The organism is Bacillus sp. LH1 (assembly GCF_057924895.1).
In genome coordinates this window covers 2,794,649-2,817,677 of the sequence record NZ_CM175007.1, presented here as the reverse complement: position 1 = coordinate 2,817,677, position 23,029 = coordinate 2,794,649, and the positions used below count along the sequence as shown (strand labels likewise).

The window sequence follows — 23,029 nt, the reverse complement described above, 5'->3', positions numbered from 1 at the left end:
TTCGTATCATTTCATTTTCGTTCCAATTATTGATTCGAATATTTTTGTTTTTTATTAAAATATTGGTAAAGAAACAATTACATGAAAAAAGGAGTGGGAATATGGATAATTATATTTGCACTACATGTGGAGTACAGTATCCCGAAAATGAAGAAGCACCTTCTCGCTGTAAAATTTGTAATGAGGAAAGACAATATGTTAATCCAATTGGGCAGTCATGGACAACATTAGAAACGATGCAAAATAGCAATTTATACAAAAACGAAATAATAAAAGAAGAAAGCGGTTTGTATAGCATTACTACTAAACCTAAATTTGCGATTGGACAAACAGCATTTTTAATACAAAGTAAAACTCTAAATGTTATGTGGGATTGCATTAGTTATTTAGATGATAAAACGATACAACGTATATATGATTTAGGTGGTATTCAAGCAATAGCACTTTCTCATCCACATTATTACTCTACACAAGTTAAATGGGCGGAAACATTCAATGTACCTATTTATATTCATGAAGATGATAAAGAGTGGGTGGTTCGTCCGAGTAAGCAAATTAAATTTTGGTCTGGGGAGCATCTGATATTATCGGAAGAACTTACATTGCATCGCTTAGGAGGCCATTTTAAGGGTGGAACTGTTATACATTGGAAAGACGGTAATGAAGGGAAAGGTATTTTGTTATCAGGTGATATTATACAAGTAGTTTCGGATCGGAAATGGGTAAGTTTTATGTATAGTTATCCCAATCTCATTCCATTACCAGCGAATAAAGTTAGAGATATGGCAGAGAAGGTAAAAGATATCCAATTTAGTCGACTATATAATGCATTTCATGGTGTGGTGGAAGATGCGAATAAAGCTGTACAAAGATCTGCTGATCGGTATATAAAGGCCCTGCAAGGAGAACTATTTCATACGTAATAGCTTGTAATTCATCTCTATATTTATATAACTAATTTTATATGAATTTTATACTAAAGTCCTATTGTTTATTAACTAATAGGTCTTTCAACTTAGGAAGTTCACACTAATGAGGGATGTTAAAAGGAATATATGTAACCTATACTAATTACTATAAAGCTTTGGAAAATGAAAAGGAGGAGATTTGCATGAAGAATTGGGTTCAATTTAGAATTGCAAGACCAACAGATAAATTTGAAGAAGTGATAAGTTTTTATGAAACAGGATTAGGTTTAAAACGTATAGGGGAATTTCACAATCATGAAGGATATGATGGGGTTATGTTTGGCTTACCAGATGAAGAGTATCATTTGGAGTTTACTACACATGTTAATGGAAGTCCATGTCCGGCACCGACAAAAGATAATTTACTAGTTTTTTATATGCCTATTAAAGATGAAATTGAAAAGATAGTGAATCGATTAAGTAATATGGGCTATCATGAGGTAGAACCTGAAAACCCGTATTGGATAGAGAAAGGAACCACAATAGAGGATCCAGACGGTTGGAGAATTGTGCTTATGAATGCATCTGAATAAGAAAACTATTTTCATATGAAATAGAGTGTAACAAAATGATTTAGACATAAATCCCTACAGTGTTTGTAGGGATTTTTATATAAGAAATTTTTATTGAGAGAGTTATTAAAATGTAGAAAGTATTTTGGCTAAGAACAAATGTAGTAAACATAATTTATGAAGGAGGTATAAAAGTATGATAGTAAACCATTTTGAAGCGTTTTCTAAACATGTTGGAAATACACATCTTATTAAAAGTTCTTTCGTAGTTTATATCTTATTCTACGCAAAATTGATACCATCAAAAAACTGTATGTTTAACATGTACAGTTTTTTAATGGTATAGCTGTGCAATGTTTAAAAATTTCACATACCGTATTTTAAAAATAAATATAGGAAAACCAAAAAGTAATGTAGAATATATCGTACATACATATATACAGTCAACATAAAAGATAAAGAGGTGGGTATATGTTACTTGAGGAAGTAATGCGGCAACTAGAGGAATATGGAACAGAACAAAATCGAAAAACGTATAAAAACCACGGAGCGAAAGAGCCGTTATTTGGAGTTAGTTTTGCGAATTTAAAATTGTTAAAAAAGAAGATAAAAAAAGATCACGATTTAGCAGTTGAATTGTGGGAAACGAAAAATATGGACGCAATGACATTAGCAACTTATATTTTAGACCCGAAAAAAATAACGACAGAACAGCTTAATAGTTGGATTCAGGATGTTGATTATTACTGTTTAATGGATGTTCTGATGACATCTATATGTACTTCGCCAATTGCAATAGAAAGAATGGAAGAGTGGACAAAGTCTAATGATGAATGGATTGGAAGAGCTGGCTGGTCTTTATTAGCAAATATAGCGATTAAAAATAAAACGTTACATGATGATTTCTTCTCTCCGTACTTAGAAGAGATTAAAGAAAATATACATAATGAAAAAAATCGAAAAAAAGAAGCGATGAATAGTGCTTTAATCGCAATAGGAATTCGTAATGAAGACTTAGAGCGACAAGCGATTGAAATTGCAAGTGAAATTGGAAAAATAGAGGTTGATCATGGTGCAACATCATGTAAAACACCAGATGCAGAAAGCTATATAAAAAAAGCGAGAGAAAGAGCTGAAAAAAAGAAAGTGAAATAAGAAAAGAGGATCGGTTATGAAACCAATTGAAGCAGCACAAAACATAATTACATTACAATTTCCGAATTGTGATGTAGCTTTACTCGGCGGAAGCGTTGCACGAGGAGAAGCGACGAAAACATCTGACCTTGACATTGTAATAGTCGATCAAAGTTTAACTTCTTGCTATAGAGAATCTTTCTATAGTAATGGATGGCCTGTTGAGGTGTTTGTTCATAATTTCGAAACATATAAAACCTTTTTCAAAATGGATTGTGATCGAGGGAGGCCGTCGTTACCACAATTAGTTTCAGAAGGGATTGCCTTAAAAGGGGAACAGGAAATTGTTGAGAAATTAAAAAAAGAAGCGAATGATTTACTACATAAAGGACCAGCTAAATGGACCGAAGAAACGATTAAGCAGAAGCGATATTTTATTACGGATACTTTAGATGACTTTATTGGTGCAACAAAAAGAGAAGAAGAATTGTTTATCGCTAATTTATTAGCCGATTTAGTACATGAATATGTATTAAGAGTAAATGGTAAGTGGCTTGGGAGTTCAAAATGGTTTATTAGAGTGCTAAAAAGATATGATGAGCAATATGCAAACAAATTTGTAGCCGCTTTTGATCATTTTTATAAAACGGGAGGGAAAAATGAATTAATTCATTTTATAGAAAAGACGTTAGAACAGTATGGTGGAAGAGTGTTCGAAGGATTTTCTATTGGTAAATAAAGAGAGGAGAAAAAAATGAATGTACCATATGTTCAATTAAGAGAATTGACACTAGATGATGTAGAAGATCGCTATCAATGGTCATTAGATAGAGATGTAACAAAGCATTTAGTCGTACCAGATCAATATCCTCCGTTCACTCGTGGAGATACGAGAAACTGGATTGAAGCTTGTATAAGCCGAAAAAATGGTTATGAACAAAGGGCAATCGTTACTGAGACAGGTATACATATTGGATGGGTAGACCTTAAAAATTTTGATAAAACAAATAAAAATGCTGAACTAGGAATTGCGATTGGAAATAAAGACTATTGGGGTAAAGGATTTGGAATGGCAGCTCTAAACAGCATGTTACAAATAGGTTTTTCTCAGTTTGAATTGGAGAAAATTTGGTTACGTGTAGATGAAGATAATACAAAAGCTAAAAAGAGTTATGAAAGTGCCGGATTTGTATGCGAAGGGTTAATGAGAAATGATCGATTGAGACAGGGAAAGTTCATTCATCGCTATCGTTACAGTATATTAAAAGAAGAGTATGAATCAAAAAAATAATAACCTATAAAAATATTATGTAAATTAAAAAGGGGAAAATAAAATGATTCGATTACTTACAAAAGCGGATGCAAAAAAATATTGGGAGTTGCGTTTACAAGCACTACAAGTAAATCCAGAAGCATTTATAACGACTTATGAAGAAGCAGTACGTCAAGAAAACCCTCTTGAACGAGTTGCTAGTAATCTTTCATCCAACAGTAGTTTTACATTTGGTGCTTTTAATAATGAAAATCGTTTAGTTGGGGTTGTTACTTTATTAACAGAAGAAAAAGACGCATATAAGCATAAAGGACATATCGTTGCAATGTATGTGGATACTGAAAATCGAAGAAGTGGTCTTGCACGTGATTTAATACGTAAAGCAATTGAAAGGGCAAAAGAGATGAAGCTAGAGCAATTGAATTTAGGGGTTGTGTCAACGAACGAACCAGCCAAACGATTATATGAGTCAATGGGATTTAAAACATACGGAATTGAAAAAAGGGCTATAAAAATGAATGGTGTGTATAGTGATGATGAACATATGGTGTTGTTCTTTTAAGAGAGGAAGTTTTGTATGAAAGATCTCCATTTAGAAAGTAAAATGGACCCTCAAGTAGCGATTTTGTATGCGACGGTTGCTGATACGTTTAATAGATTGCAAAGGTTAGTCGAAGGTACTGAAGAGAACGAACTATCCTATAAAGGGTCTGAAAATAATGAAAATAGTATTGGGCAGTTACTTCAGCATTTAGCAGTTGTTGATTTACATTGGGTGTATCGTTTCAAGGGAGAAGATGTTCCGCCAGCATTTGAAAATAAATATGGTCCTATGTTAAATGAAGTAGGAGAATTACCAAGTTTAAGAAAAAACACATTGCAAGAGTTAATGCAAGATTATGAAGCAGTGCAAAAATTGTTTTATGAAGAATGTATGAAACTAACAGAAACTGATTTAACGCGGGAAGTTTTGTATGAAAAAGGGGAAAACGCGACAATAAGATGGGGAATATGGCATATAGCAGATCATAATCGGTATCATCAAGCTCATATAAGTCGATTGAGGAAATTATACAGAGAATATAAACTACATATTCTTTAATTTTTGAATGAACGAACGCCCCTAAATAATAATTAAAGGAGGCGTTTGTTTTTATTCGTTCGCTTTTCTTCCCAAGCTAGCATTAAATTTTTATGATAATCTTTTGGTTTCTCAATAGAAAACCAGTAAATTGAATGTGAAATAGTTGGTAGCCATCTTTTATAGCGGATGCGTATATTTTCATGGTGAGTATAGTGGGTCGAGATTAAAGTAGATTTTGACCCTTGAAAGTTTTGATATGTAATGGCCTCGATTTCATACCAATGCACTTTATTCCCATGTAAATCTACTACAATTCCTTCATCATCCTAAAGTGAAATGTAAGTTTGAATGTAGATTTTTCATCGCGTATACTAAAATATAGGTCATAGAGATAAAAAATTAAATACAAGGGGTTTTACAATGAAAGCAATTGTTATAGGGATACTGGCATCATTTTTCTTTGCCTTTACTTTTGTTTTAAACAGGGCAATGGACTTAGAAGGTGGAAGCTGGATTTGGAGTGCATCATTACGGTATTATTTTATGGTTCCAATGCTATTACTTATTGTTATGTATAGAGGGAACTTAAAGCAACTCTTTCAATATATGAAAAACAATCCGAAAGAATGGTTAGTGTGGAGTATCGTTGGATTTGGTCTCTTTTATGCACCGCTTAGTTTTGCTGGAGCGTTCGGACCAGGTTGGCTCGTTGCATCAACATGGCAAATTACAATCGTTGCAGGGATTTTGTTAACACCATTTTTTGCGGTGGATCCACTACATAAAAAACTTCCGATGAAGGAATTAGTAATGTCGGGCATTATTTTATTCGGTGTCGTTCTCATGCAAGTAGAACATGCTTCTTCATTAGGTATTCGTGAAACCGTTTTATGTGTAGTTCCTGTACTTATTGCAGCATTTGCATATCCTCTTGGAAATAGAAAAATGATGCAAGTTTGTAAAGGGGAATTAGATGTATTTCAGCGAGTACTCGGTATGACATTAGCAAGTTTACCATTTTGGTTTTTATTATCTGGTTACGAAGTATCAACAGGCGGATTACCGTCAAATAGCCAAGTTTTTCAATGTTTTATTGTAGCAGTTAGCTCTGGGTTAATCGCGACAGTATTATTTTTCTTTGCAACAGATCTTGTGAAAGATGATCCGCAAAAATTAGCAACAGTGGAAGCGACGCAGTCTGGTGAAGTTTTATTTGCGCTAGTAGGAGAGTTGATCTGGTTATCTGCACCAATCCCATCATCATTATCTTGGATTGGTATGAGTCTCGTTATTATTGGAATGATACTTCATAGTTATGTGGCTGTCGTTGTAAAAAAAGAAGAAAAAATAACGGCGTAATGAGATTAGCTCTTTTTATTAAGAGCTAGTCTTTTTTCATAGAAAGGGATGAAAGTATGAATTTACAGTGTGTTAAACAAATTGAGAAAGATTCAATATTAAATGTGCTACAATATGCCGTCGGTCCAAATGAAATAAGCTTAAAGAAGGCAGTAATATTTTATCAAAGTAATAAAGGGACTTTGTACAAATATGAAGAAAAAGCTTGTCTAGGTATTGAAATAATCGGAGAAACTAAAGCACGCATATGTCATATAGCAGTGGCTCCAGATTATCGTCAAAAAGGAATTGCACTGCAAATGATTAAAGAAGTGGTAAGGATATATCAATTGACTTATATAGAAGCGGAGACAGACGATGGGGCGGTAGAATTTTATAAAAGAATTGGTTTTCAAGTTAAAAGTTTAGGAGAAAAATATCCAGGGATAGAAAGACTTCATTGTTACATGGAAAAATAGTATAAAATATGCATATGGAGTATAGTTTGAAAAAATAGGATTTACATTTTTCTTCATTTCAAAAAAACTCTCGCTCATCATTATCTACGATTTTAATAGAGTTTTGAGGCTTCAGTATAATAATATACATATTTTTGTAGTAATGAATATGATTAAGTTAAAAATTAAGAAAAATATGATAATATATTTATATAAAAGTTTAAATTTACGTGGCTAGTGGGGGAACCAATATGAAAATGAATGAAATAGTAGCAAGTACACAATTTCCAAATACAATCGAAACAATAACAAAAGATTTAAAAGCATTAGGAGTCGAAAAAGGAATGACAATTATCGTTCATTCATCACTAAGTTCTATCGGGTGGATATCTGGTGGTGCCGTTGCTGTAGTAGAAGCATTAATGAAAGTTGTTACGGAAGAAGGAACGATAATAATGCCAACGCAATCTTCGGATTTGTCCGATCCGAAACATTGGTCAAGACCACCTGTACCGGAAGACTGGTGGCAAATTATCCGAGATAACGTCCCAGCATTTGATTCACGTATAACCCCAACAAGGGGAATGGGTGAAATAGTTGAATGTTTTCGTACATATCCGAATGTAGTACGTAGTAATCATCCGTTAGGAAGTTTTGCTGCATGGGGAAAACATGCAGTAGAAATAACAATGAACCATTCGTTATCAATGAGCTTTGGAGAAGAATCTCCATTAAGAAAAATATATGATTTAGACGGGTACGTATTATTAATTGGTGTTGGATATGATTCCAATACGTCTGTTCATTTATCCGAGGTGCGTTCTGGTGCATGTGAGTTAATACAAGTAGGAGCACCTATTATAGAAAACGGTGAAAGAGTGTGGAAAGAGTTTGTTGAAATGGATTACGAATCTGAGAAGTTTGTAGAAATTGGTGTGGAGTTTGAGCGAAAAGGAACTGTAAAAAATGGGAAGATAGGGAATGCAACGTGTCGTCTAATGAAACAGCGTGATATAGTTGACTTTGGAACAGAATGGTTTCGTAAGAAAAATTAGTAAGGGATGGTTACAATGAAGGGGAAAAAGGTATTAATTACGAGCGGTGGTTGTCTAGAAAAATGGGATCAAGTACGCGGGCATACGAATATGGCCAAAGGTACAATCGGAAGGATAATCGCAGAAGAACTTCTAGCTAAAGGGGCACATGTTATATATTTACACGGTTATTTTGCGGAGAAACCGAGTGATGTACATAGAGGGTTAGAATTACATCCATTTGAAGGAATCGTTGATTTACAAGATAAAATGAAAAGTATCATATCACATGAAAAGGTTGATGCAGTCATTATGGCAGCGGCTGGATCAGATTGGATTGTAGAGAAAATTTGTGATCAAGATGGTAATGTTCTTAATATGAACGGAAAAATTTCAAGTGATATAGCACCGATTATTCACTTTCAAAAGGCTCCAAAGGTATTAAAACAAATAAAAGAATGGGACCCAGAAACAGTACTTGTTGGTTTTAAACTTGAAAGTGATTTAAATGAAGAAGAACTGTTTGAAAGAGCAAAAAATAGAATGAAAGAAGCAAGGGCGAATGTAATGATTGCGAATTCACCACATTCTTTATATTCGCGCGGGGCTGTGCATTATGTAATTGGACAGGATGGTAAAGGGAAGTTGTGTAATGGGAAAGATGAAACAGCGAAAGAAATTGTCAAAAGCTTAGAGGTATTATGTAATCGTGTCACTGCTTTTTAAAATTAAGTTTTTAGATGAGAATGAATCCGCATAGTAATAAGTAAGCGAAACTTTAATTGGTGGGAATTTTACTTTTACACGAATGTGAAGCGTATACCAATCAAGAGCTATACACAGAATAATTGGTGAGGAGTGGATTCTATGGAACATTTATTAAAGCAAGCTATTAAACTTAGAAATGAAAAGAAATATGCGCAGTCTAAAGAGATGCTTATAGGATTAACAAACTTTACAAAGGATGCAGAAGTACTGTATCAGTGTGCGTGGATACATGATGTAATGGGGCTAGAAACAGAAGCAGTTCCGTATTATGAGCAGGCAATCGCAAATGGACTTGATGGCGAATCGCTTTGCGGTGCTTATATTGGTTTAGGAAGTACATATCGTTGTATAGGGGAATATGAAAAGGCAATTACAGTATTAGAAGCTGGGGTGAAAAAATTTCCAGAGAACGCTCCGATGAAAGTATTTTTATCATTAGCAAAATATAACGTAAACGATCACGAATCAGCGATGAAATTATTACTTGAAACTGTCGTGAAAGTAGAGGAAGTAAAAGAATTTGAACGTGCCATTTCATTTTATAAAGACCATTTAAATGAGGTTTTTAAATAAAGGAGTGAACGTATGAAGGTTACACTATCACGAAGGCGAAAAGGTATTTGGATTGGACTCGTCTCTTTAATTATGCTATCAAACTATTTATTGTATGCCCTTCCAATTGTACCAGTTGCGCCGAAAGAAGTTGTGCTTGGGTCATTATTAGATTGCTTGTTTGTCATTCCAATCATCACATATTTCTTCATTATTCGAAAAAGATACTCGTTAACATATATAGTTCCTGTTGTAATAGCTGGTTATATTTTTGCAAGATTTATTATTCCAAGTGATTATTTACAAGCTTTTTCATTCATCTCTTATATTATTGTTGCGGCTGAAATTGCATTTGTAGGTCTAGAATTATTCCTTCTCTATAAAATTGTTAGAGTGCTTCCTAAAATAATAAAAAAATATAAAGAATATAGAAGAGAAAATTATTCCTTTTCTTATGCAATTGATGCAGCGTTTGACACTACTATGAAAAGAGGTAAGTTAATAGATGTCATTCTAACAGAGTGTAAGTTAATCTATTATGCGTTTTTATCGTGGCGTGAAAAAGTACCAACAGGTAAATCTGTATACTCATATCATAAAAAGACTGGTGCTATAGGTGTGTATATCATGATTATTCACGCAACAGCAATTGAAAGCATTGGTTTTCATTATTTACTACATCAGTGGAATCCAGTAATAGCATGGATTTTACTTATTTTAAATATATACGCGATGATTTATTTTATAGCTGAAATACAAGCGATGCGCAAAAATCCACTTGTCGTAACAGAAGAACAAGTAATCATTCAAATCGGATTAGGAAAGAAAATTGTTATGCCATTTACACAAATTGATAATATTGCGTTCTACAAGGGTGAATTGCTAACGGCAAAAGAAGGGAAGCAGGTATTGGATGCAACTGTTATGGGGTTCATAAAAGAACCTGCTACTTTTGAAATAACATTAAAAGAGCCAGTGAAAGCGCAGTTGTTATACGGCTTTTCTAAAACAGTAAGTCGTGTTTACTTAAATGTTGATGAAGAACGAAAATTTTATGATGCGGTTAAGGAAAAGTTAAAACATGAGTAATAGTACTGTTAGTTGCATGAAAACAAATGAGTTTCCGTTAGAAGTGAAAAAATATGAAACATGGATAGTGAAAAACTCTTTCTAAATAAGAAGGAGTTTTTATTATGTACTTGTATAAATCATTATATAAAAAACTATACACTTCTTTATCACTACATAAATAGATATAATTGAGGATAGAACTAGCATAAGGGGAAACAAAATAATGAATAAGTTACTTACATCGAAAATTGAAATTATAGAAAGAAAAATCCGGTATAACTCAACAATAGTAGATCACAATTGCTTATTACTTGAAAAGCAATCACAAAGTATCGTTTTATTTCACGAGGTGCAGTATTCATTTACAATGACTGCAAATGATACTAAGTTAACAATCCCAAAAGGGAGTTATACAATCGCATATTACTGGAGAGATCGTCCGTACAATTTATACGTATGGAGAGATATAAAAGGAAAGTATTTAGGTTCCTATTTTAATATCGTAAAAAACACACAAATAAAAGATGAAGTGGTTTCCTTTGAAGATTTAATCATCGATATTATGGTACTTCCAAATGGAGAATACTTCATATTGGATGAGGATGAATTACCAGAACCATTAGGAAATTTCGAAGGTGGTTATGTGAAGAAAGCTCTTTATGAATTAAAAGAAATCATTCAAAAAGAGCTTCCACCAATAGTTTTGGAGACAGCCAGGGTGCGGAGGAAATAAAATTTAATTACATAAATATTTTGAATGGAAATGAGTAGTCTCAAGTTATATGATCTAACTTTTTTGATCAATCTAAGGTTAGTAGCATATCTCTTGAGATTACTCTTTTTTTGTAGAAATTTCGTCGCTTAGTTATTAAATCGATTTTAAATTTATGAAACAATATTGACTGAATCAAGTTCAGTCGTTTATGATTGAATCAGATTCAGTCGTGGTGAAAACAGTGTAGGAGATGACGTATGAAAAGAATATCAAAAGAACCAGATGTAAGACGCCAAGAGTTAATGGATATTGGTTTTGAACTATATATGAAAAATGGTATGAAAGGATTTGGCATAAAAGATGTTGTGAATCATGCAGGTGTAGCAACGGGCTTATTTTATTATTACTTCAAGTCTAAAGAGAATTTTGTTGATGAAGTTTTAAATGACTGTATTGTGAAAAATATGGAGTTAATTGAAGAAATACTTGTTTCAAATGAACGGTCTGTCATGCAAAAGATGAAAGATTCACTAGATATATTTTGGACATTTATTGAAAAGTTAGCACCTTATAAAAATGTGAGTTCGTTTCAGACGGAACAACATTTTCAACTGGAACAGAAATTATTCGCACGTATGCAACCGTTAATTAGACAAGTAATTGAAGAGGGAGTGAAAACAGGGATTTTTTATACTGATAACTCATTATTAGCTTCTGGATTTATTTTATACGGTCTTAACAGTATTGCTCATTCAGAAGTAAAGTTGAATCTAGATACAAAACATGAAATGGTTAATTTAGTATTAACTACACTACGATACAATCAAAAGGAAGGAGAAAGTTTATGAAAATTATTATCGATGGAAATAATATCTCACAAGAGCAACTTATAAAATGGAAAAGAGAACGGATAAAAAAAGTATTATATACATTAGGACATAAAGAGCTTGAAATAAATGATACAGACGTCATGATAAAACAGCTAACGGAAATAAAGTTGCGATATACATACAATGAAATGTACGAAAAGTTGAAATCAAAACTTAGATTAAGTGCATTAGGTATGCGTATCTGTACTCTTTTATCTGGCGATAGACGAAAATTTTCAAAAACTAGTATTTATTTAGACGGGATTACAGCAGAAGTAGCTATACATGGAATTGATAGTTTGATGCTTGAACAATCACGTGAAAATAACAAAGTGAATTTATCTGCTTGTCCTGATCACTATGTACTAAGACCCTTTGGGGAAAATGAATTAGAGGTTATCGAAACTACTGGTAATTCTCCGTTTCCAGTTCAATTTTTCATTGTTTTTGGTGACGAAACCGGATTGAAAACACCGAGAGATAAATCTTATCAATACCAATCAACAGGTGTTGCACGTATGAAAGATGGTACTACTATTGGTGGAGTTCGACATCAATTTAAAGATACTGATACAGGGATAGAAGTAAGTCTAGTTGTTGAGTTCCCAGCCCTTTGTCCTAATAGTCTAATTAAATCCCATCAAATGCATTTAGCGTGTGAGTTTTCTTATTGGTTACAGTGGATTAAAGATCAGAAAAAATAGTAAGTAAACGATATCGTTTAAATAAACAAAAGTAAAATGTTCAAACAAATCATATGTATGTTTTAATAAAACCTAGTTGACTTATCGGAAATATTTGTATAATATGTACTTAATTCCATAACGTATTGCTGATTGGAGAAACCAAAGGCATTTTATCAACAGATAAAATGCCTTTGGTTTTTTTATTGCACAAATACTGAATCTGTTCATTTATATGAATCATTTTAAGGAGGGGAAGAAATGACTGTTTCAATTGATGGGGTATCAAAATATTTTTTGAAACAAACTGGTATGGTTCAAGTGCTAGAGAATATTAATTTTCAATTAGAGGAAGGGGATTTTGTTACAGTAATTGGTCCGAGTGGGTGCGGAAAAAGTACATTACTAAAAATTGTTGCAGGTCTAGATAATGATTTTGAAGGTGAAGTTGTTATTGACGGGGAGCCTATCTTAAAAACGAGCAAGAAACAAGGTTTTATTTTTCAAGAACATAGGCTTTTTCCATGGTTAACAGTTGAAGAAAATATAGCGGCAGATTTGTCGTTAAAAGATAAGTATGTGAAAGATAAGGTGAGAGAATGGGTTGAAATCGTTCGGTTAGATGGCTTTGAAAAATCGTATCCGAAAGAAATTTCAGGCGGGATGTCACAACGTGTTGCGATAGCGAGAGCGTTATTAAGAGATCCAAATGTATTATTACTTGATGAACCTTTTGGAGCGCTGGATGCTTTTACTCGAAGTCATTTACAAGAAGTATTGCTAAATATTTGGGAGCAGAAGAAAACAACAATGATATTCGTTACACATGATATAGACGAAGCGATATATCTTTCAAACCGAATCATCATTATGAGTGCAAAACCAGGGAAAATACATAAAGTGATTGAAAATAATTTGCCTTATCCGCGAAATAAAACTTCTCAATCGTTCCAACAACTTCGAACGAAAGTATTACAGCAGTTTGAATATGGAGGGTTGATTCAAACAAGTATATAGGAAAAGGGTGATTTTATATGTATAAAAAATTAAAAATTCTTTCTTTTGCTTTAGCTATATCAGTATGTTTATTAGGATGTGAAAAAAGTACAGCAAGTAGTAAGAAAGAAGATGTAACAATACAAATTGGTATACAGCAAGGGTTAAGCCCGCTATTACTAGCAAAGAAAAAGGGGTGGTTTGAAGAGGAGTTTAAAAAAGAAGGAGTTAAAGTGAAATGGATAGAGTTCCAAAGTGGACCTCCTTATTTTGAAGCAATCGCATCAAACCGATTAGACTTTGGTGAAGTAGGGAATTCTCCAGTCATTTCAGCGCAAGCAGCAGGTATTGGATTTACCGAAATCGCCAATACAAGTTATGCGAGAAAAGGAACTGGAATTCTCGTTCAAAAAGATAGCAAGATTGCGAGTGTAAAAGAGTTAAAAGGTAAAAAAATTGCAGTAGCAAAAGGAAGTAGTGCCTTTAATTTATTGTATCGAGCACTTGATAAAGAAGGGATTGATGCAAAAGAGGTAAATGTCATTCAATTACAACCAGATGAAGCGCAGCCTGCATTCGAATCAGGATCAGTAGATGCATGGGCGATTTGGGACCCTTTCATATCATTACATACGTTAAATAAAGGTGCGAAGGTGATTGCAGACGGTGAAACATTAAATGTCTCTTCACCAGAATTTTTAATTACGAGAACAAAATTTGCGAAAGAACATCCAGAATTAGTTGAGAAATTCCTCAAAGTTTATGAGAAAGCACGTGTATGGCAAGATGCTAACTTAGATGAAGCAATAAAAGTATATACTTCTGTAAAAAAGATAGATGCGGAGATCGTAAAAGAAGTGTTTAATCACGACAAACCAATTTTAGTTCCGGTAACGAAGGAAATAATAGCAGAACAACAAAAGACAGCGGATTTTCAATATAAGCTCGGTTCTATAAAGAAAGAAATTAAGGCGGAAAAAGTTGTAGATAATTTTTTCGTAGAAAAAGCATTGAAAGCGAAGTGAAAAGAGGTTTTGTAAAGTGGAAAATACGAAAGCTGTTATGAAACCAGCGAGTATAACGATTGAGAAAAACAGAGTTAAGAATGTGCGAAAGTTAAATGTAAAAGTTTTAGTAAGGGCGATTACTATACCGGTTATTATATTAATAATTTGGCAGTTAGCTGGCGTATTCGGCCTTGTTTCTAAAACAGTTTTACCAACACCATTAGATATTTTTTTAGCTTTCCAAGAGCTTATTAAAACAGGAGAGTTATTCGGCCATTTAAGTATTAGTGTATTCAGGGCTGCGGCTGGTTTCTTTATTGGTGGGGGCTTAGGAATCATTTTAGGAACGATTGTTGGATTTTCAACGAGAAGTGAGCAATATTTAGATCCATCTGTGCAAATGTTAAGAACTGTACCTCATCTAGCTGTTGCGCCACTTTTCGTATTATGGTTCGGTTTTGGTGAAACATCGAAAGTGTTATTAATTGCAGATGGTGCATTTTTTCCTTTATACGTAAACGCATTTTTAGGTATTAGAGGTGTGGATTCAAAGTTATTTGATGTTGCGAGAGTGTTAGAGTTTAGCAAAAGAAAACTAATTACGAAACTCATTTTACCATCTGCATTGCCTAACCTTTTACTAGGAGCAAGGTTATCGTTAGGTGTTGCATGGGTGAGTTTAGTAGTAGCAGAACTTATGGGATCTACAGAAGGTATTGGTTATATGATTATGGATGCAAGGCAATTTTCAAATACAGATATCGTATTTGTCGGCATAATTATCTTTGCATTTGTTGGGAAGTTTTCTGACTCTCTAGTACGTTTACTAGAAGCGAAGTTTTTAAGATGGCGAGATAATTTTAAAGGTGAGACTGGGAATTAACATATAAATTATTAGGGGTAATTTATATAGAATGTGTTAGTATACGATTCAAAATAAATAAGGGGTGTGTAAAGGCATGGAATTATTATGGTTTATTCCGGCTTATGGAGATGGTCGATATTTAGGAACGACAAAACGAGGAAGAGCAGCTGAATATGGTTATTATAAGCAAGTTGCTGCGGCAGCTGATTATTTAGGATATACGGGTGTTTTACTTCCAACTGGTCAAGGATGTGAAGACCCTTGGGTGTTAGCTTCAGCTCTTGCTGCTGAAACAGAAAAACTAAAATTTTTAGTAGCAGTAAGACCAGGACTAATGTCCCCTACAGTTGCAGCGAGGATGGCATCTACATTTGATAGAATTTCAGATGGGAGACTGCTTATTAATGTAGTAGCTGGAGGAGATCCAGTTGAACTACAAGGAGATGGATTATATCTTAATCATGATGAAAGGTATGAAGCAGCGGATGAATTTTTAAAAGTTTGGAAATCGACATTGCAAGGTGAAACGATCTCTTTAGAAGGAAAACATATTCAAGTTACAGATAGTAAAGTTGTATTCCCACCAGTTCAAACGCCATATCCTCCTATATATTTCGGAGGATCATCAGCTGCTGGAAAAGAAGTAGCAGCTGAACATAGTGATGTATATTTAACGTGGGGAGAGCCGCCAGAGCAAGTAAAAGAAAAAGTAGAAGAAGTAAGAAAACTTGCAGAAGAGAAGGGGCGTACAGTCCGATTTGGCATTAGATTACACGTAATTGTAAGAGAGACAGAAGAAGAAGCATGGGAAGAGGCCGAACGTTTAATTCAATATGTGGATAATGAAACAATTGAGCTTGCTCAAAAGACATTTGCAAGATATGATTCGGTTGGTCAAAAACGGATGACACATTTAAATAAAGGTACGAGAGAGTCGTTAGAGATAAGCCCTAATTTATGGGCTGGTATCGGACTTGTAAGAGGTGGGGCAGGTACTGCACTTGTAGGCGATCCGCATACAGTAGCAGAAAGGATAAAAGAATATGAATCGTTAGGAATTGATACGTTTGTTTTATCAGGATATCCGCATTTAGAAGAAGCGTATGAAGTGGCAGAATTGTTATTCCCATTATTGAAAGACAAGAAGAAAGAAGAAAATAAAATTGTTGGTGAAATGATTGCTGATGCATATGCATTAAAAAAATAGTGAGAAATAAAGTTTCACTTATTTATTGCTTCATTTTGTTTACTGCCTGTTAATAGGGTATAAAAAATCCGCAAGTTATTCGCTTGCGGGTTTTCATCGTAAATTATTAGAAAATATGGTAAAATCAAAGGGTAACTTAAGGTGCGGTTGGTTGTTCAATTATCACTTCTCCGAGTAGGAGGGGGGTGATAATACGTGAGTGAAATAGCGTTGCTACTGCAGGGTGGACTGTTTCTCGTTGCATTGTTAACGTTCGTCGTCGTTTTAATAGACAAGCTCAAAAAATAACAACCCACCTATGCCTATAGAATGTGGGTTGTTTTGTTTGTAAGAAACAAATAGGATAAATGAACAATCCAATCTGCTAAGTTACATGGACTAGTGTGTAGCCGCACACTAGTCTTTTTTATTTATATACAATTTATAATTGGTTTATGTGATTGTATTGTTCTTTTCATACTCATTATAACACAGTGTCTTTTCATCAAGAAAGGAGACCGTATGTTCTGGCATCTATTATATAGTAGGTGCTTTTTCTTTGAACAGCCCATCCATATACTGTTTTAAACTTTGGACATAAAATTTCTGTGTATTCACATTATTTACACCGACAATGGGTGATGGAAGGTCAAATCTTTTTTCTGATAAATGAACGACAACATCAAAGATGTCAAACAAACGAATGAAGCAAAACAGACCGTCTTTATCGCTAAGTAAAATAAAGTAATGATTTTCACTACTTGTATTTAACGTATTCCATAAAGAACTTTTGCTTAAATCACGTACAATACTTTTTTCTTTTAGTTCCACGAAATCTGCATTTGAGAGAATGGTAGAAATATCAATCGCATCTTGATCTTCAAAGTAGCCATCAACTGCTTGTACAGCGAATGTATAAGCCATTTTTAATATACTCATTTTATATTTACGGTTATCTAATAGTAATTCCCGTTGAATAGAACTCGCTACTTTCGTTACACGTTCCTCTTTCCAAATTTCATTATGTAAGGAAATATCGTGCTTTTTACATAGTTTCATAATTAATGCATTAGAATAAAGAATTTCGTCGCTTACTTCGACAACATCAGTCTCAGCAGCCGCAAGTTCCTCACCGTGCTCATTCGTATAGAGTGGGGAATCAATTTGTCTTTTCATTTGTTCAATCTTAAATTGACTCAATTTATGCCTAATTAAAGGACGATCAATATTTGTTGTCATTTGTTCATGACAAGTATCACAAATTGAGTTTGTGAAATAATATCCACATAATATTTCTGGAATGACATATTGTTCACTAAGTTCTTTCGTATCTTTTCTGCATATGATGCATTGTGTCATTTTTATCACCTTTACCTGCAAATTTGTATGTAATCTCATTGTAGTGTATTTATCGGTATTTTGGAATATTGTAAAGGAAAATATTATGTGAAATTCATACTTATTTTGGTACAATGAAGAGAAGTGCTAGTTTAAAGGAGGCCGTTTTTTTGAAATCAAAAGTGCACTTTTGGACATTAGAAGTGCTAATGGTTGTAGGAATCATATTTATTTGCACAAAAATATCATTTTTATTTCAACCGATTGGTATCTTCATATCAACATTATTTTTCCCAATCTTAATAGCGCTTTTTTTATACTTCATATTTAATCCTGTATTAATCTTTTTGGAGAATAAAAAAGTACCTAGAAATTTAGCGATATTGCTGTTATATCTTTTTATCATAACATTAACTGCGGTTGGCGTTGGAGTAGTTGTTCCTACGATTTCACAACAGCTAATGGACTTAGTAAAAAATATGCCAGGCTACATAAAAGAGGGAAAAGTATACATACAAGAATTATCACATCATAGGTTGTTTGAATGGTTATCTACACAAAACTACGTTTCCATTGAAACAATTGAAAAAAATGCGATTGAATACTTAAAAGATATACCAAATACAATTACGTCGAGTGCAACGGCTTTATTTGGTATTATCACGAACGTTGCATTAGTTGTATTTACTGTACCGTTCATTTTATTTTACATGTTTAAAGATGGACATGCCTTTCCAGGAAAAGCGGTAAGTTTATTACCAGAGTCTTACCGTGAAGAGGGGCTTCGTATCATTAAGGAAACGAACGAAACATTATCTGCATATATTCAAGGGCAAGCGCTCGTTTGTATATTTGTAGGTGCGTTTACTTTTATCGGTTATTTAATTATCGATTTACCGTACGCTTTCGTTTTAGGAATTATCGCAGCATTTACAAACATCATTCCTAACTTAGGTCCATTTATCGGGGCAGCACCAGCTGTTATTGTAGGACTGTTCGTATCTCCGATGCAAGCCTTATACGTAATTATTATCGTAACAATTGTACAACAGTTTGAAAGTAATATTATTTCACCACGTATTATGAGCTCGAAATTAAATATTCATCCACTAACAATTATTATTTTAATTTTAGGGGTAGGTAACTTTGCGGGAATTATCGGAATGATTTTAGCAGTACCAGTTTATGCAGTAACAAAAACAGTTGTTTCGAACTTAGTGAGATTGTTTAAGACGAAGAGAAGTAACCGAAAATAGTAAAAACTGAGGAAGATACACCGCTTTTTAAGTGGTGTATCTCTTTTGTTTATAAATAATTAAAAGTGGGTTGATTTGATTTTATTATATATTTTTTATACATCAAATTCAGTGATAAACTTGTGTGGTATAAGCTCTATAAAACTATGTGGAATCCCTCTGAACTATCCAAATCATTTCCTTACAGCGTGCTATCAACATCATAATCGACTCCTTTCAATTCCATATAGTTAAACGATTAAAGGTGAGTGTAGTATTTGCTTCTACGATCTCGAATTTCATTAATAACTTGTTTATATTGTCTTTCTTGTTTTAATTCATTTTGAGATATTGTTTCTTTTTGAATCGTAATCGTTAAAAAGAAAAGGTGAAACTTCATATGTGAATTCCTCCTTTCGAATTGGAATTACAGATGACTACAGTAATGACTTTGTCTTTCTTTTACAGAATTCATAGCCTGATTAATTTGACGTTCATGAAGCATTTCAGACTCAGAAAATTTATTTTTTTGAATGGTAATGGTTAAAAAGAATACTTTAAATTTCATAAAATAATTGCCCCTTTATAAGTGATTTAGAAAAAACGAGTGTAATAAGAAATTACAGGTGACTACAGTAATGACTTTGTCTTTCTTTTACAGAATCCATAGCCTGATTAATTTGTCGCTCATGAAGCATTTCAGACTCGGAAAATTTATTTTTTTGAATGGTAATGGTTAAAAAGAATACTTTAAATTTCATAAAATAATTACCCCTTTATAAGTGATTTAGAAAAGACGAGTGTAATAAGAAGATTGGCGCTCTTTTACTTCGTCCATAATGTTTTGAATGTGTTGTTCACGTAAAATCTCTTTCTGTGAAAGCTTACGTTTTTGAATGGTGATTGTTAAAAAGAATGCTTTAAATTTCATGAATATATTACCCCTTTAAAATATATTTTTAATACATTTGAGTGTAGTATGAACTTTTAATGTCAGTTATTTTATCAGTCAGTTGTTTTAACTGTTGTTTACGATTGATTTCAGTTTCAGATAAAGTATGTTTTTGAAGTACAGTCGTAAAAAAGAAAATATGAAAAGTCATAAATGAATTCCTCCTTTCGAAAAGGAATTACAGGTGATCACAGTAAAGTGCTTGGCGCTCCTTAACATCATTCATAGCTTTTTCAATTTGCTCATTATGAAGAATTTCATCTTTGGAAATTGTATTTCTTTGAATCGTAATACTTAAAAACAATACGCTAATAGTCATTGAATGTTGCTCCTTTCTTAGAAAAATAATGTAAGAGACTAAAAAATCGCGCAAAAAAACCACAGGAAGATACAGTTCTCCTATGGCTGGGCGTGAAAAAGCCACAGGAAAGTATACGACCTCCTGTGGCGAATTTATGAATTAAATGAAATAAATTACGATTTTCAATTCTCCATTAGGGTGGTCGAATTCATATTTAATTGTCCAGAAAACACAGGTGCAGTTAACGCTAAAGTTAATGCATGTAATTGTAATTTCATCATTTCCTTCGACCTCCTTTTAGAATTTTTTTCTTACGTTAGTAAGTATATACAATTAATGGATAATTGTAAACATAAAAAATGAAAATTTTTAATTTTGATTAAAATGCGTATATTTAAAAAGGGATTTGAAAGTAAATATTGTAATTAACGAAATATCGATAAAAATGGGGGATGCTAAATGAAATATATGCATCATAACATAATCGTTATGCTAACAATTTTTTTATTCATTACGGCTTGTTCTAACGGGGAAAGAATAAAAGATATATATGATGTTAGGTCAGATGATTTTAAGAAATATACTGGGACATACGTTGGTAATAATTCAGATGTGGTTGCAATTGTTAATCATTTACCCGGTGGTGGAACAGTTCAAAGTATAAGTTTAGAAAAGTTTGGCGGGAAAATAATAATCATGCTATATGAAAACTTCTCATTTGAGAAGTTTTTTTATTTTTAGAGGTAAGCAAAACAAGTTGTTGAAGGGCAGGCTGTCATAGAATATGATACATATTATAATGAGGAAAAGTTGAGGGGATAAAAATGCGTACAATTTTACTTTTTCTAAACAACATGTTCATTAGCGAAATCGAGGACATTAGGCAAAAACATGATCCTTTATTTGGATTAATTTCACCGCATATTACAATTGTATTCCCATTTGAAAGTTCGATTTCAAATGATGAGCTGAAATTACATATTATAAATGTATCAAAACCGATACAGAATATAGAAATTGAATTTACGAATCAAATTACAAGTGAAAGAGAATATTTGTTTTTACGAGTTGAAAAGGGGAAAGAACAAATAGAGGAACTACATAATATTCTATATACAGGACCTTTATTACAATTTTTGAAAGAAGACATTCCGTACATCCCGCATGTAACAGTCGGAAGAAAAGAAAGTGCCGAATTAGCTGCTGAAGTAGTGAAGGAGATTCCTAGTTTTCATGGGAAGTTAAATTGTGTGATTGATAGAATAAGCGTGGAGCGAATTGGAGAGAACGGGGAATCAATTATTGAATTTGAAGTGCCATTTCTAAAAAGCTGACAAAAGTCAGCTTTTTATTTCGTAGCATGAAGTAATGCACCAATTGCACCGCTATTACCACCATCTTGTAAAAAGATTGGTGTTTTATTTTGATATTCGGTGTAGCTACTAATAATATGTTGAAGTTGTACGTTATTACATAAAGTCGAACCAATATAAATAATATGTTCAATGTTTTTTGTTTCAGCGAATTGAAGGCTTAATGCAGTAACGACTTCACCAACAAGTCCTTGTACAGTAGCTAGTATATCGGAGCTACTATTATTTGATTCTGTAATGGCTGCTTTTCCGAAGTTACTAGCAGTTAAGTTATTATCGATAGGGGAAAGAATACCACCATAAATATCTCCAACCGTAATATCTAGTTCTTTTCTAGATCCTACCTTTGTTAGAGGGATTACATCTTCAAAATGATCTATATTTGTTAACAATTTTGAAAGTCCCATAATAGTCCCACCGCCAACTCCGGTTCCACCAGCGCGAATATATTGTTCATTATAAACATAATGGATAGAAGTACCTGTACCGATATTGGTTAAAATAAAATTGTTTATAGTATGTTGTTCTTCTTTTAATATGAATTGGACACCTGCAAGAGTAGCTTCAAATTCGCTTAGCTCTATTATTTTATATGAACCTGTAAGCAGTTGCTGTAATAGTTTCGATTTACCCCCCGTAATACATATTTGTTTTATGCCATTGTTGTTTTTAATCCAATCTATTATTTTATGTTGTTCATGCGAATAAAATTTTTCAAAAGTTAATAGCTTTTTTTTGTTAAAATAAGCTATTTTCGTTAATGTGCCTCCAGCATCGATACCGATAGTACGTCCCATTTTCCTGCTCCTAACTACGTAATATGTTTTCCTATTTACTTAATCGGTTGAGAATAGATATTTCCAACTGATATAAGGAACACTTTAATCTGCTTGATATATTAATAGTTTTTCTATAGTTACAATAGGCTGGTCGTTTACAGTTGCAATACCTTTACCAAGAACAAAACCTCGGCGATTGCGCGTTAGCTCATAATGTAAATCAAGTTTATCACCGGGATATGCTTTTCCGTGGAATTCAACTCCATCTAAAGAGGAGAGGAATCCTAGTCCTTCAGAATCACTTGTATGTACAAATGCACTAAGCTGAGCAAGTGCTTCTACAATTAACATATGAGGCATATGTTTGTGACTATCATTTATAAACCATTCGTTATTTGTAATGAGTTTATATCCTGTAACGAATTCATCTTGTTTTACATTTGTTACTTTATCAATCATTAAAAATGGATAACGATGGGGAAGTGTGTCTTTAATATGCATATGAAAGTACCTCCAATTAATAATACCCCTGCTAAAG

The 23,029-nt window shown here is 33.2% G+C and carries 31 protein-coding genes and 2 pseudogenes; 24 read left to right on the top strand and 9 right to left on the bottom strand.

The window, feature by feature from the left end; genetic code table 11:
• Positions 1–101 precede the first annotated feature (101 nt).
• The 21 genes and pseudogenes from ACX9TM_RS14680 (at position 102) to ACX9TM_RS14580 (ending at position 16,822) form a co-directional block, all read left to right on the top strand.
• Positions 102–923, top strand: coding sequence for an MBL fold metallo-hydrolase (locus ACX9TM_RS14680; RefSeq protein WP_000371021.1), 822 nt, complete (start codon positions 102–104; stop codon positions 921–923).
• Between the two features lie 188 nt (positions 924–1,111).
• Positions 1,112–1,501: a VOC family protein gene (locus ACX9TM_RS14675; RefSeq protein WP_000800667.1), complete on the top strand. Its 390-nt coding sequence runs from the start codon at positions 1,112–1,114 to the stop codon at positions 1,499–1,501.
• A gap of 450 nt (positions 1,502–1,951) precedes the next feature.
• Positions 1,952–2,635 carry a DNA alkylation repair protein gene (locus tag ACX9TM_RS14670; protein ID WP_000923471.1) on the top strand — a complete coding sequence of 228 codons (684 nt, stop codon included), beginning with the start codon at positions 1,952–1,954 and terminating at the stop codon, positions 2,633–2,635.
• A gap of 16 nt (positions 2,636–2,651) precedes the next feature.
• Positions 2,652–3,412, top strand: a pseudogene (locus ACX9TM_RS14665) (nucleotidyltransferase domain-containing protein).
• Positions 3,369–3,905 (top strand): GNAT family N-acetyltransferase, encoded by a 537-nt coding sequence (locus ACX9TM_RS14660; protein WP_063220332.1) that lies wholly within the window; start codon positions 3,369–3,371, stop codon positions 3,903–3,905. The pseudogene ACX9TM_RS14665 and the gene ACX9TM_RS14660 overlap by 44 nt, the downstream one beginning before the upstream one ends.
• Before the next feature lie 43 nt (positions 3,906–3,948).
• On the top strand, positions 3,949–4,449 hold the full coding sequence (locus tag ACX9TM_RS14655; RefSeq protein WP_000620314.1) for a GNAT family N-acetyltransferase: 501 nt from the start codon (positions 3,949–3,951) through the stop codon (positions 4,447–4,449).
• 15 nt (positions 4,450–4,464) lie between these two features.
• Positions 4,465–4,989: a DinB family protein gene (locus ACX9TM_RS14650; protein ID WP_063220333.1), complete on the top strand. Its 525-nt coding sequence runs from the start codon at positions 4,465–4,467 to the stop codon at positions 4,987–4,989.
• Positions 4,990–5,391: 402 nt separating this feature from the next.
• Positions 5,392–6,330: a DMT family transporter gene (locus ACX9TM_RS14645; protein ID WP_065212603.1), complete on the top strand. Its 939-nt coding sequence runs from the start codon at positions 5,392–5,394 to the stop codon at positions 6,328–6,330.
• Positions 6,331–6,386: 56 nt separating this feature from the next.
• A complete protein-coding gene (locus tag ACX9TM_RS14640; protein WP_001053116.1) occupies positions 6,387–6,788 on the top strand; it encodes a GNAT family N-acetyltransferase in 402 nt (133 codons plus the stop codon).
• 230 nt (positions 6,789–7,018) lie between these two features.
• Positions 7,019–7,822, top strand: coding sequence for an AAC(3) family N-acetyltransferase (locus ACX9TM_RS14635; RefSeq protein ID WP_000783346.1), 804 nt, complete (start codon positions 7,019–7,021; stop codon positions 7,820–7,822).
• Positions 7,823–7,837: 15 nt separating this feature from the next.
• The gene (locus tag ACX9TM_RS14630) at positions 7,838–8,527 is read left to right on the top strand and encodes a phosphopantothenoylcysteine decarboxylase domain-containing protein (RefSeq protein ID WP_000676726.1); all 690 of its coding nucleotides are present in this window, start codon (positions 7,838–7,840) and stop codon (positions 8,525–8,527) included.
• Positions 8,528–8,668: 141 nt separating this feature from the next.
• Entirely contained in the window at positions 8,669–9,142 is a 474-nt protein-coding gene (locus ACX9TM_RS14625; RefSeq protein ID WP_000400636.1) for a tetratricopeptide repeat protein, read from the top strand.
• 12 nt (positions 9,143–9,154) lie between these two features.
• On the top strand, positions 9,155–10,210 hold the full coding sequence (locus ACX9TM_RS14620; protein WP_072769976.1) for a hypothetical protein: 1,056 nt from the start codon (positions 9,155–9,157) through the stop codon (positions 10,208–10,210).
• A 205-nt stretch (positions 10,211–10,415) separates the two neighbouring features.
• A complete protein-coding gene (locus tag ACX9TM_RS14615; RefSeq protein WP_001037883.1) occupies positions 10,416–10,925 on the top strand; it encodes a ribonuclease FAU-1 family protein in 510 nt (169 codons plus the stop codon).
• A 239-nt stretch (positions 10,926–11,164) separates the two neighbouring features.
• Positions 11,165–11,755, top strand: coding sequence for a TetR/AcrR family transcriptional regulator (locus ACX9TM_RS14610; RefSeq protein ID WP_000822620.1), 591 nt, complete (start codon positions 11,165–11,167; stop codon positions 11,753–11,755).
• Complete coding sequence (locus ACX9TM_RS14605; protein ID WP_000691336.1) at positions 11,752–12,480, top strand: hypothetical protein; 729 nt, start codon at positions 11,752–11,754, stop codon at positions 12,478–12,480. The genes ACX9TM_RS14610 and ACX9TM_RS14605 overlap by 4 nt, the downstream gene beginning before the upstream one ends.
• A gap of 240 nt (positions 12,481–12,720) precedes the next feature.
• Positions 12,721–13,476 (top strand): ABC transporter ATP-binding protein, encoded by a 756-nt coding sequence (locus ACX9TM_RS14600; RefSeq protein ID WP_065212605.1) that lies wholly within the window; start codon positions 12,721–12,723, stop codon positions 13,474–13,476.
• Between the two features lie 17 nt (positions 13,477–13,493).
• Positions 13,494–14,480 (top strand): aliphatic sulfonate ABC transporter substrate-binding protein, encoded by a 987-nt coding sequence (locus ACX9TM_RS14595; protein ID WP_065212606.1) that lies wholly within the window; start codon positions 13,494–13,496, stop codon positions 14,478–14,480.
• A gap of 16 nt (positions 14,481–14,496) precedes the next feature.
• Positions 14,497–15,345, top strand: coding sequence for an ABC transporter permease (locus ACX9TM_RS14590; protein ID WP_000432128.1), 849 nt, complete (start codon positions 14,497–14,499; stop codon positions 15,343–15,345).
• A gap of 76 nt (positions 15,346–15,421) precedes the next feature.
• On the top strand, positions 15,422–16,534 hold the full coding sequence (ssuD, locus tag ACX9TM_RS14585) for an FMNH2-dependent alkanesulfonate monooxygenase (protein WP_000422255.1): 1,113 nt from the start codon (positions 15,422–15,424) through the stop codon (positions 16,532–16,534).
• A 195-nt stretch (positions 16,535–16,729) separates the two neighbouring features.
• Complete coding sequence (locus ACX9TM_RS14580) at positions 16,730–16,822, top strand: putative holin-like toxin (RefSeq protein ID WP_001289320.1); 93 nt, start codon at positions 16,730–16,732, stop codon at positions 16,820–16,822.
• Between the two features lie 228 nt (positions 16,823–17,050).
• Here the strand turns inward: ACX9TM_RS14580 and ACX9TM_RS14575 are convergent, their stop codons facing one another.
• Positions 17,051–17,872 carry an HNH endonuclease gene (locus ACX9TM_RS14575; RefSeq protein ID WP_000189709.1) on the bottom strand — a complete coding sequence of 274 codons (822 nt, stop codon included), beginning with the start codon at positions 17,870–17,872 and terminating at the stop codon, positions 17,051–17,053.
• A 149-nt stretch (positions 17,873–18,021) separates the two neighbouring features.
• On the opposite strand from ACX9TM_RS14575, the gene ACX9TM_RS14570 reads away from it, so the two are divergent.
• Positions 18,022–19,107 (top strand): AI-2E family transporter, encoded by a 1,086-nt coding sequence (locus tag ACX9TM_RS14570; RefSeq protein ID WP_000837892.1) that lies wholly within the window; start codon positions 18,022–18,024, stop codon positions 19,105–19,107.
• A gap of 238 nt (positions 19,108–19,345) precedes the next feature.
• Here the strand turns inward: ACX9TM_RS14570 and ACX9TM_RS14565 are convergent, their stop codons facing one another.
• The 6 genes from ACX9TM_RS14565 to ACX9TM_RS14540 are packed head-to-tail and all read right to left on the bottom strand — an operon-like array spanning position 19,346 to position 20,357.
• Positions 19,346–19,486 (bottom strand): YrzI family small protein, encoded by a 141-nt coding sequence (locus ACX9TM_RS14565; protein ID WP_000668498.1) that lies wholly within the window; start codon positions 19,484–19,486, stop codon positions 19,346–19,348.
• Between the two features lie 27 nt (positions 19,487–19,513).
• The gene (locus ACX9TM_RS14560) at positions 19,514–19,654 is read right to left on the bottom strand and encodes a YrzI family small protein (protein ID WP_000669806.1); all 141 of its coding nucleotides are present in this window, start codon (positions 19,652–19,654) and stop codon (positions 19,514–19,516) included.
• A 52-nt stretch (positions 19,655–19,706) separates the two neighbouring features.
• Complete coding sequence (locus ACX9TM_RS14555) at positions 19,707–19,847, bottom strand: YrzI family small protein (RefSeq protein ID WP_000669805.1); 141 nt, start codon at positions 19,845–19,847, stop codon at positions 19,707–19,709.
• A gap of 26 nt (positions 19,848–19,873) precedes the next feature.
• Positions 19,874–20,017 carry a YrzI family small protein gene (locus ACX9TM_RS14550; protein ID WP_000668963.1) on the bottom strand — a complete coding sequence of 48 codons (144 nt, stop codon included), beginning with the start codon at positions 20,015–20,017 and terminating at the stop codon, positions 19,874–19,876.
• A 28-nt stretch (positions 20,018–20,045) separates the two neighbouring features.
• Positions 20,046–20,189, bottom strand: a complete 144-nt coding sequence (locus ACX9TM_RS14545) for a YrzI family small protein (RefSeq protein WP_000142712.1) — start codon at positions 20,187–20,189, stop codon at positions 20,046–20,048.
• 27 nt (positions 20,190–20,216) lie between these two features.
• Entirely contained in the window at positions 20,217–20,357 is a 141-nt protein-coding gene (locus ACX9TM_RS14540) for a YrzI family small protein (RefSeq protein WP_000156193.1), read from the bottom strand.
• A 441-nt stretch (positions 20,358–20,798) separates the two neighbouring features.
• On the opposite strand from ACX9TM_RS14540, the pseudogene ACX9TM_RS14535 reads away from it, so the two are divergent.
• Together ACX9TM_RS14535 and ACX9TM_RS14530 are read left to right on the top strand one after the other, a co-directional pair.
• Positions 20,799–21,029: pseudogene (locus ACX9TM_RS14535) on the top strand (DUF4825 domain-containing protein); the annotation flags it as partial.
• Positions 21,030–21,163: 134 nt separating this feature from the next.
• Positions 21,164–21,673, top strand: a complete 510-nt coding sequence (locus tag ACX9TM_RS14530) for a 2'-5' RNA ligase family protein (protein ID WP_001259199.1) — start codon at positions 21,164–21,166, stop codon at positions 21,671–21,673.
• 14 nt (positions 21,674–21,687) lie between these two features.
• On the opposite strand, the gene coaW is transcribed toward ACX9TM_RS14530, so the two are convergent.
• Entirely contained in the window at positions 21,688–22,509 is an 822-nt protein-coding gene (coaW, locus tag ACX9TM_RS14525) for a type II pantothenate kinase (RefSeq protein ID WP_065382571.1), read from the bottom strand.
• Between the two features lie 84 nt (positions 22,510–22,593).
• Positions 22,594–22,992 (bottom strand): 3-hydroxyacyl-ACP dehydratase FabZ family protein, encoded by a 399-nt coding sequence (locus ACX9TM_RS14520; protein ID WP_000547649.1) that lies wholly within the window; start codon positions 22,990–22,992, stop codon positions 22,594–22,596.
• Positions 22,993–23,029: the final 37 nt, after the last annotated feature.

Coding starts and splice junctions, on each gene's coding strand:
- ACX9TM_RS14680 (WP_000371021.1), top strand. CDS start 102: ATGGATAATTATATTTGCACTACATGTGGAGTACAGTATCCCGAAAAT.
- ACX9TM_RS14675 (WP_000800667.1), top strand. CDS start 1,112: ATGAAGAATTGGGTTCAATTTAGAATTGCAAGACCAACAGATAAATTT.
- ACX9TM_RS14670 (WP_000923471.1), top strand. CDS start 1,952: ATGTTACTTGAGGAAGTAATGCGGCAACTAGAGGAATATGGAACAGAA.
- ACX9TM_RS14660 (WP_063220332.1), top strand. CDS start 3,369: ATGAATGTACCATATGTTCAATTAAGAGAATTGACACTAGATGATGTA.
- ACX9TM_RS14655 (WP_000620314.1), top strand. CDS start 3,949: ATGATTCGATTACTTACAAAAGCGGATGCAAAAAAATATTGGGAGTTG.
- ACX9TM_RS14650 (WP_063220333.1), top strand. CDS start 4,465: ATGAAAGATCTCCATTTAGAAAGTAAAATGGACCCTCAAGTAGCGATT.
- ACX9TM_RS14645 (WP_065212603.1), top strand. CDS start 5,392: ATGAAAGCAATTGTTATAGGGATACTGGCATCATTTTTCTTTGCCTTT.
- ACX9TM_RS14640 (WP_001053116.1), top strand. CDS start 6,387: ATGAATTTACAGTGTGTTAAACAAATTGAGAAAGATTCAATATTAAAT.
- ACX9TM_RS14635 (WP_000783346.1), top strand. CDS start 7,019: ATGAAAATGAATGAAATAGTAGCAAGTACACAATTTCCAAATACAATC.
- ACX9TM_RS14630 (WP_000676726.1), top strand. CDS start 7,838: ATGAAGGGGAAAAAGGTATTAATTACGAGCGGTGGTTGTCTAGAAAAA.
- ACX9TM_RS14625 (WP_000400636.1), top strand. CDS start 8,669: ATGGAACATTTATTAAAGCAAGCTATTAAACTTAGAAATGAAAAGAAA.
- ACX9TM_RS14620 (WP_072769976.1), top strand. CDS start 9,155: ATGAAGGTTACACTATCACGAAGGCGAAAAGGTATTTGGATTGGACTC.
- ACX9TM_RS14615 (WP_001037883.1), top strand. CDS start 10,416: ATGAATAAGTTACTTACATCGAAAATTGAAATTATAGAAAGAAAAATC.
- ACX9TM_RS14610 (WP_000822620.1), top strand. CDS start 11,165: ATGAAAAGAATATCAAAAGAACCAGATGTAAGACGCCAAGAGTTAATG.
- ACX9TM_RS14605 (WP_000691336.1), top strand. CDS start 11,752: ATGAAAATTATTATCGATGGAAATAATATCTCACAAGAGCAACTTATA.
- ACX9TM_RS14600 (WP_065212605.1), top strand. CDS start 12,721: ATGACTGTTTCAATTGATGGGGTATCAAAATATTTTTTGAAACAAACT.
- ACX9TM_RS14595 (WP_065212606.1), top strand. CDS start 13,494: ATGTATAAAAAATTAAAAATTCTTTCTTTTGCTTTAGCTATATCAGTA.
- ssuD (WP_000422255.1), top strand. CDS start 15,422: ATGGAATTATTATGGTTTATTCCGGCTTATGGAGATGGTCGATATTTA.
- ACX9TM_RS14575 (WP_000189709.1), bottom strand. CDS start 17,872: ATGACACAATGCATCATATGCAGAAAAGATACGAAAGAACTTAGTGAA.
- ACX9TM_RS14565 (WP_000668498.1), bottom strand. CDS start 19,486: ATGAAGTTTCACCTTTTCTTTTTAACGATTACGATTCAAAAAGAAACA.
- ACX9TM_RS14560 (WP_000669806.1), bottom strand. CDS start 19,654: ATGAAATTTAAAGTATTCTTTTTAACCATTACCATTCAAAAAAATAAA.
- ACX9TM_RS14555 (WP_000669805.1), bottom strand. CDS start 19,847: ATGAAATTTAAAGTATTCTTTTTAACCATTACCATTCAAAAAAATAAA.
- ACX9TM_RS14550 (WP_000668963.1), bottom strand. CDS start 20,017: ATGAAATTTAAAGCATTCTTTTTAACAATCACCATTCAAAAACGTAAG.
- ACX9TM_RS14545 (WP_000142712.1), bottom strand. CDS start 20,189: ATGACTTTTCATATTTTCTTTTTTACGACTGTACTTCAAAAACATACT.
- ACX9TM_RS14540 (WP_000156193.1), bottom strand. CDS start 20,357: ATGACTATTAGCGTATTGTTTTTAAGTATTACGATTCAAAGAAATACA.
- ACX9TM_RS14530 (WP_001259199.1), top strand. CDS start 21,164: ATGCGTACAATTTTACTTTTTCTAAACAACATGTTCATTAGCGAAATC.
- coaW (WP_065382571.1), bottom strand. CDS start 22,509: ATGGGACGTACTATCGGTATCGATGCTGGAGGCACATTAACGAAAATA.
- ACX9TM_RS14520 (WP_000547649.1), bottom strand. CDS start 22,992: ATGCATATTAAAGACACACTTCCCCATCGTTATCCATTTTTAATGATT.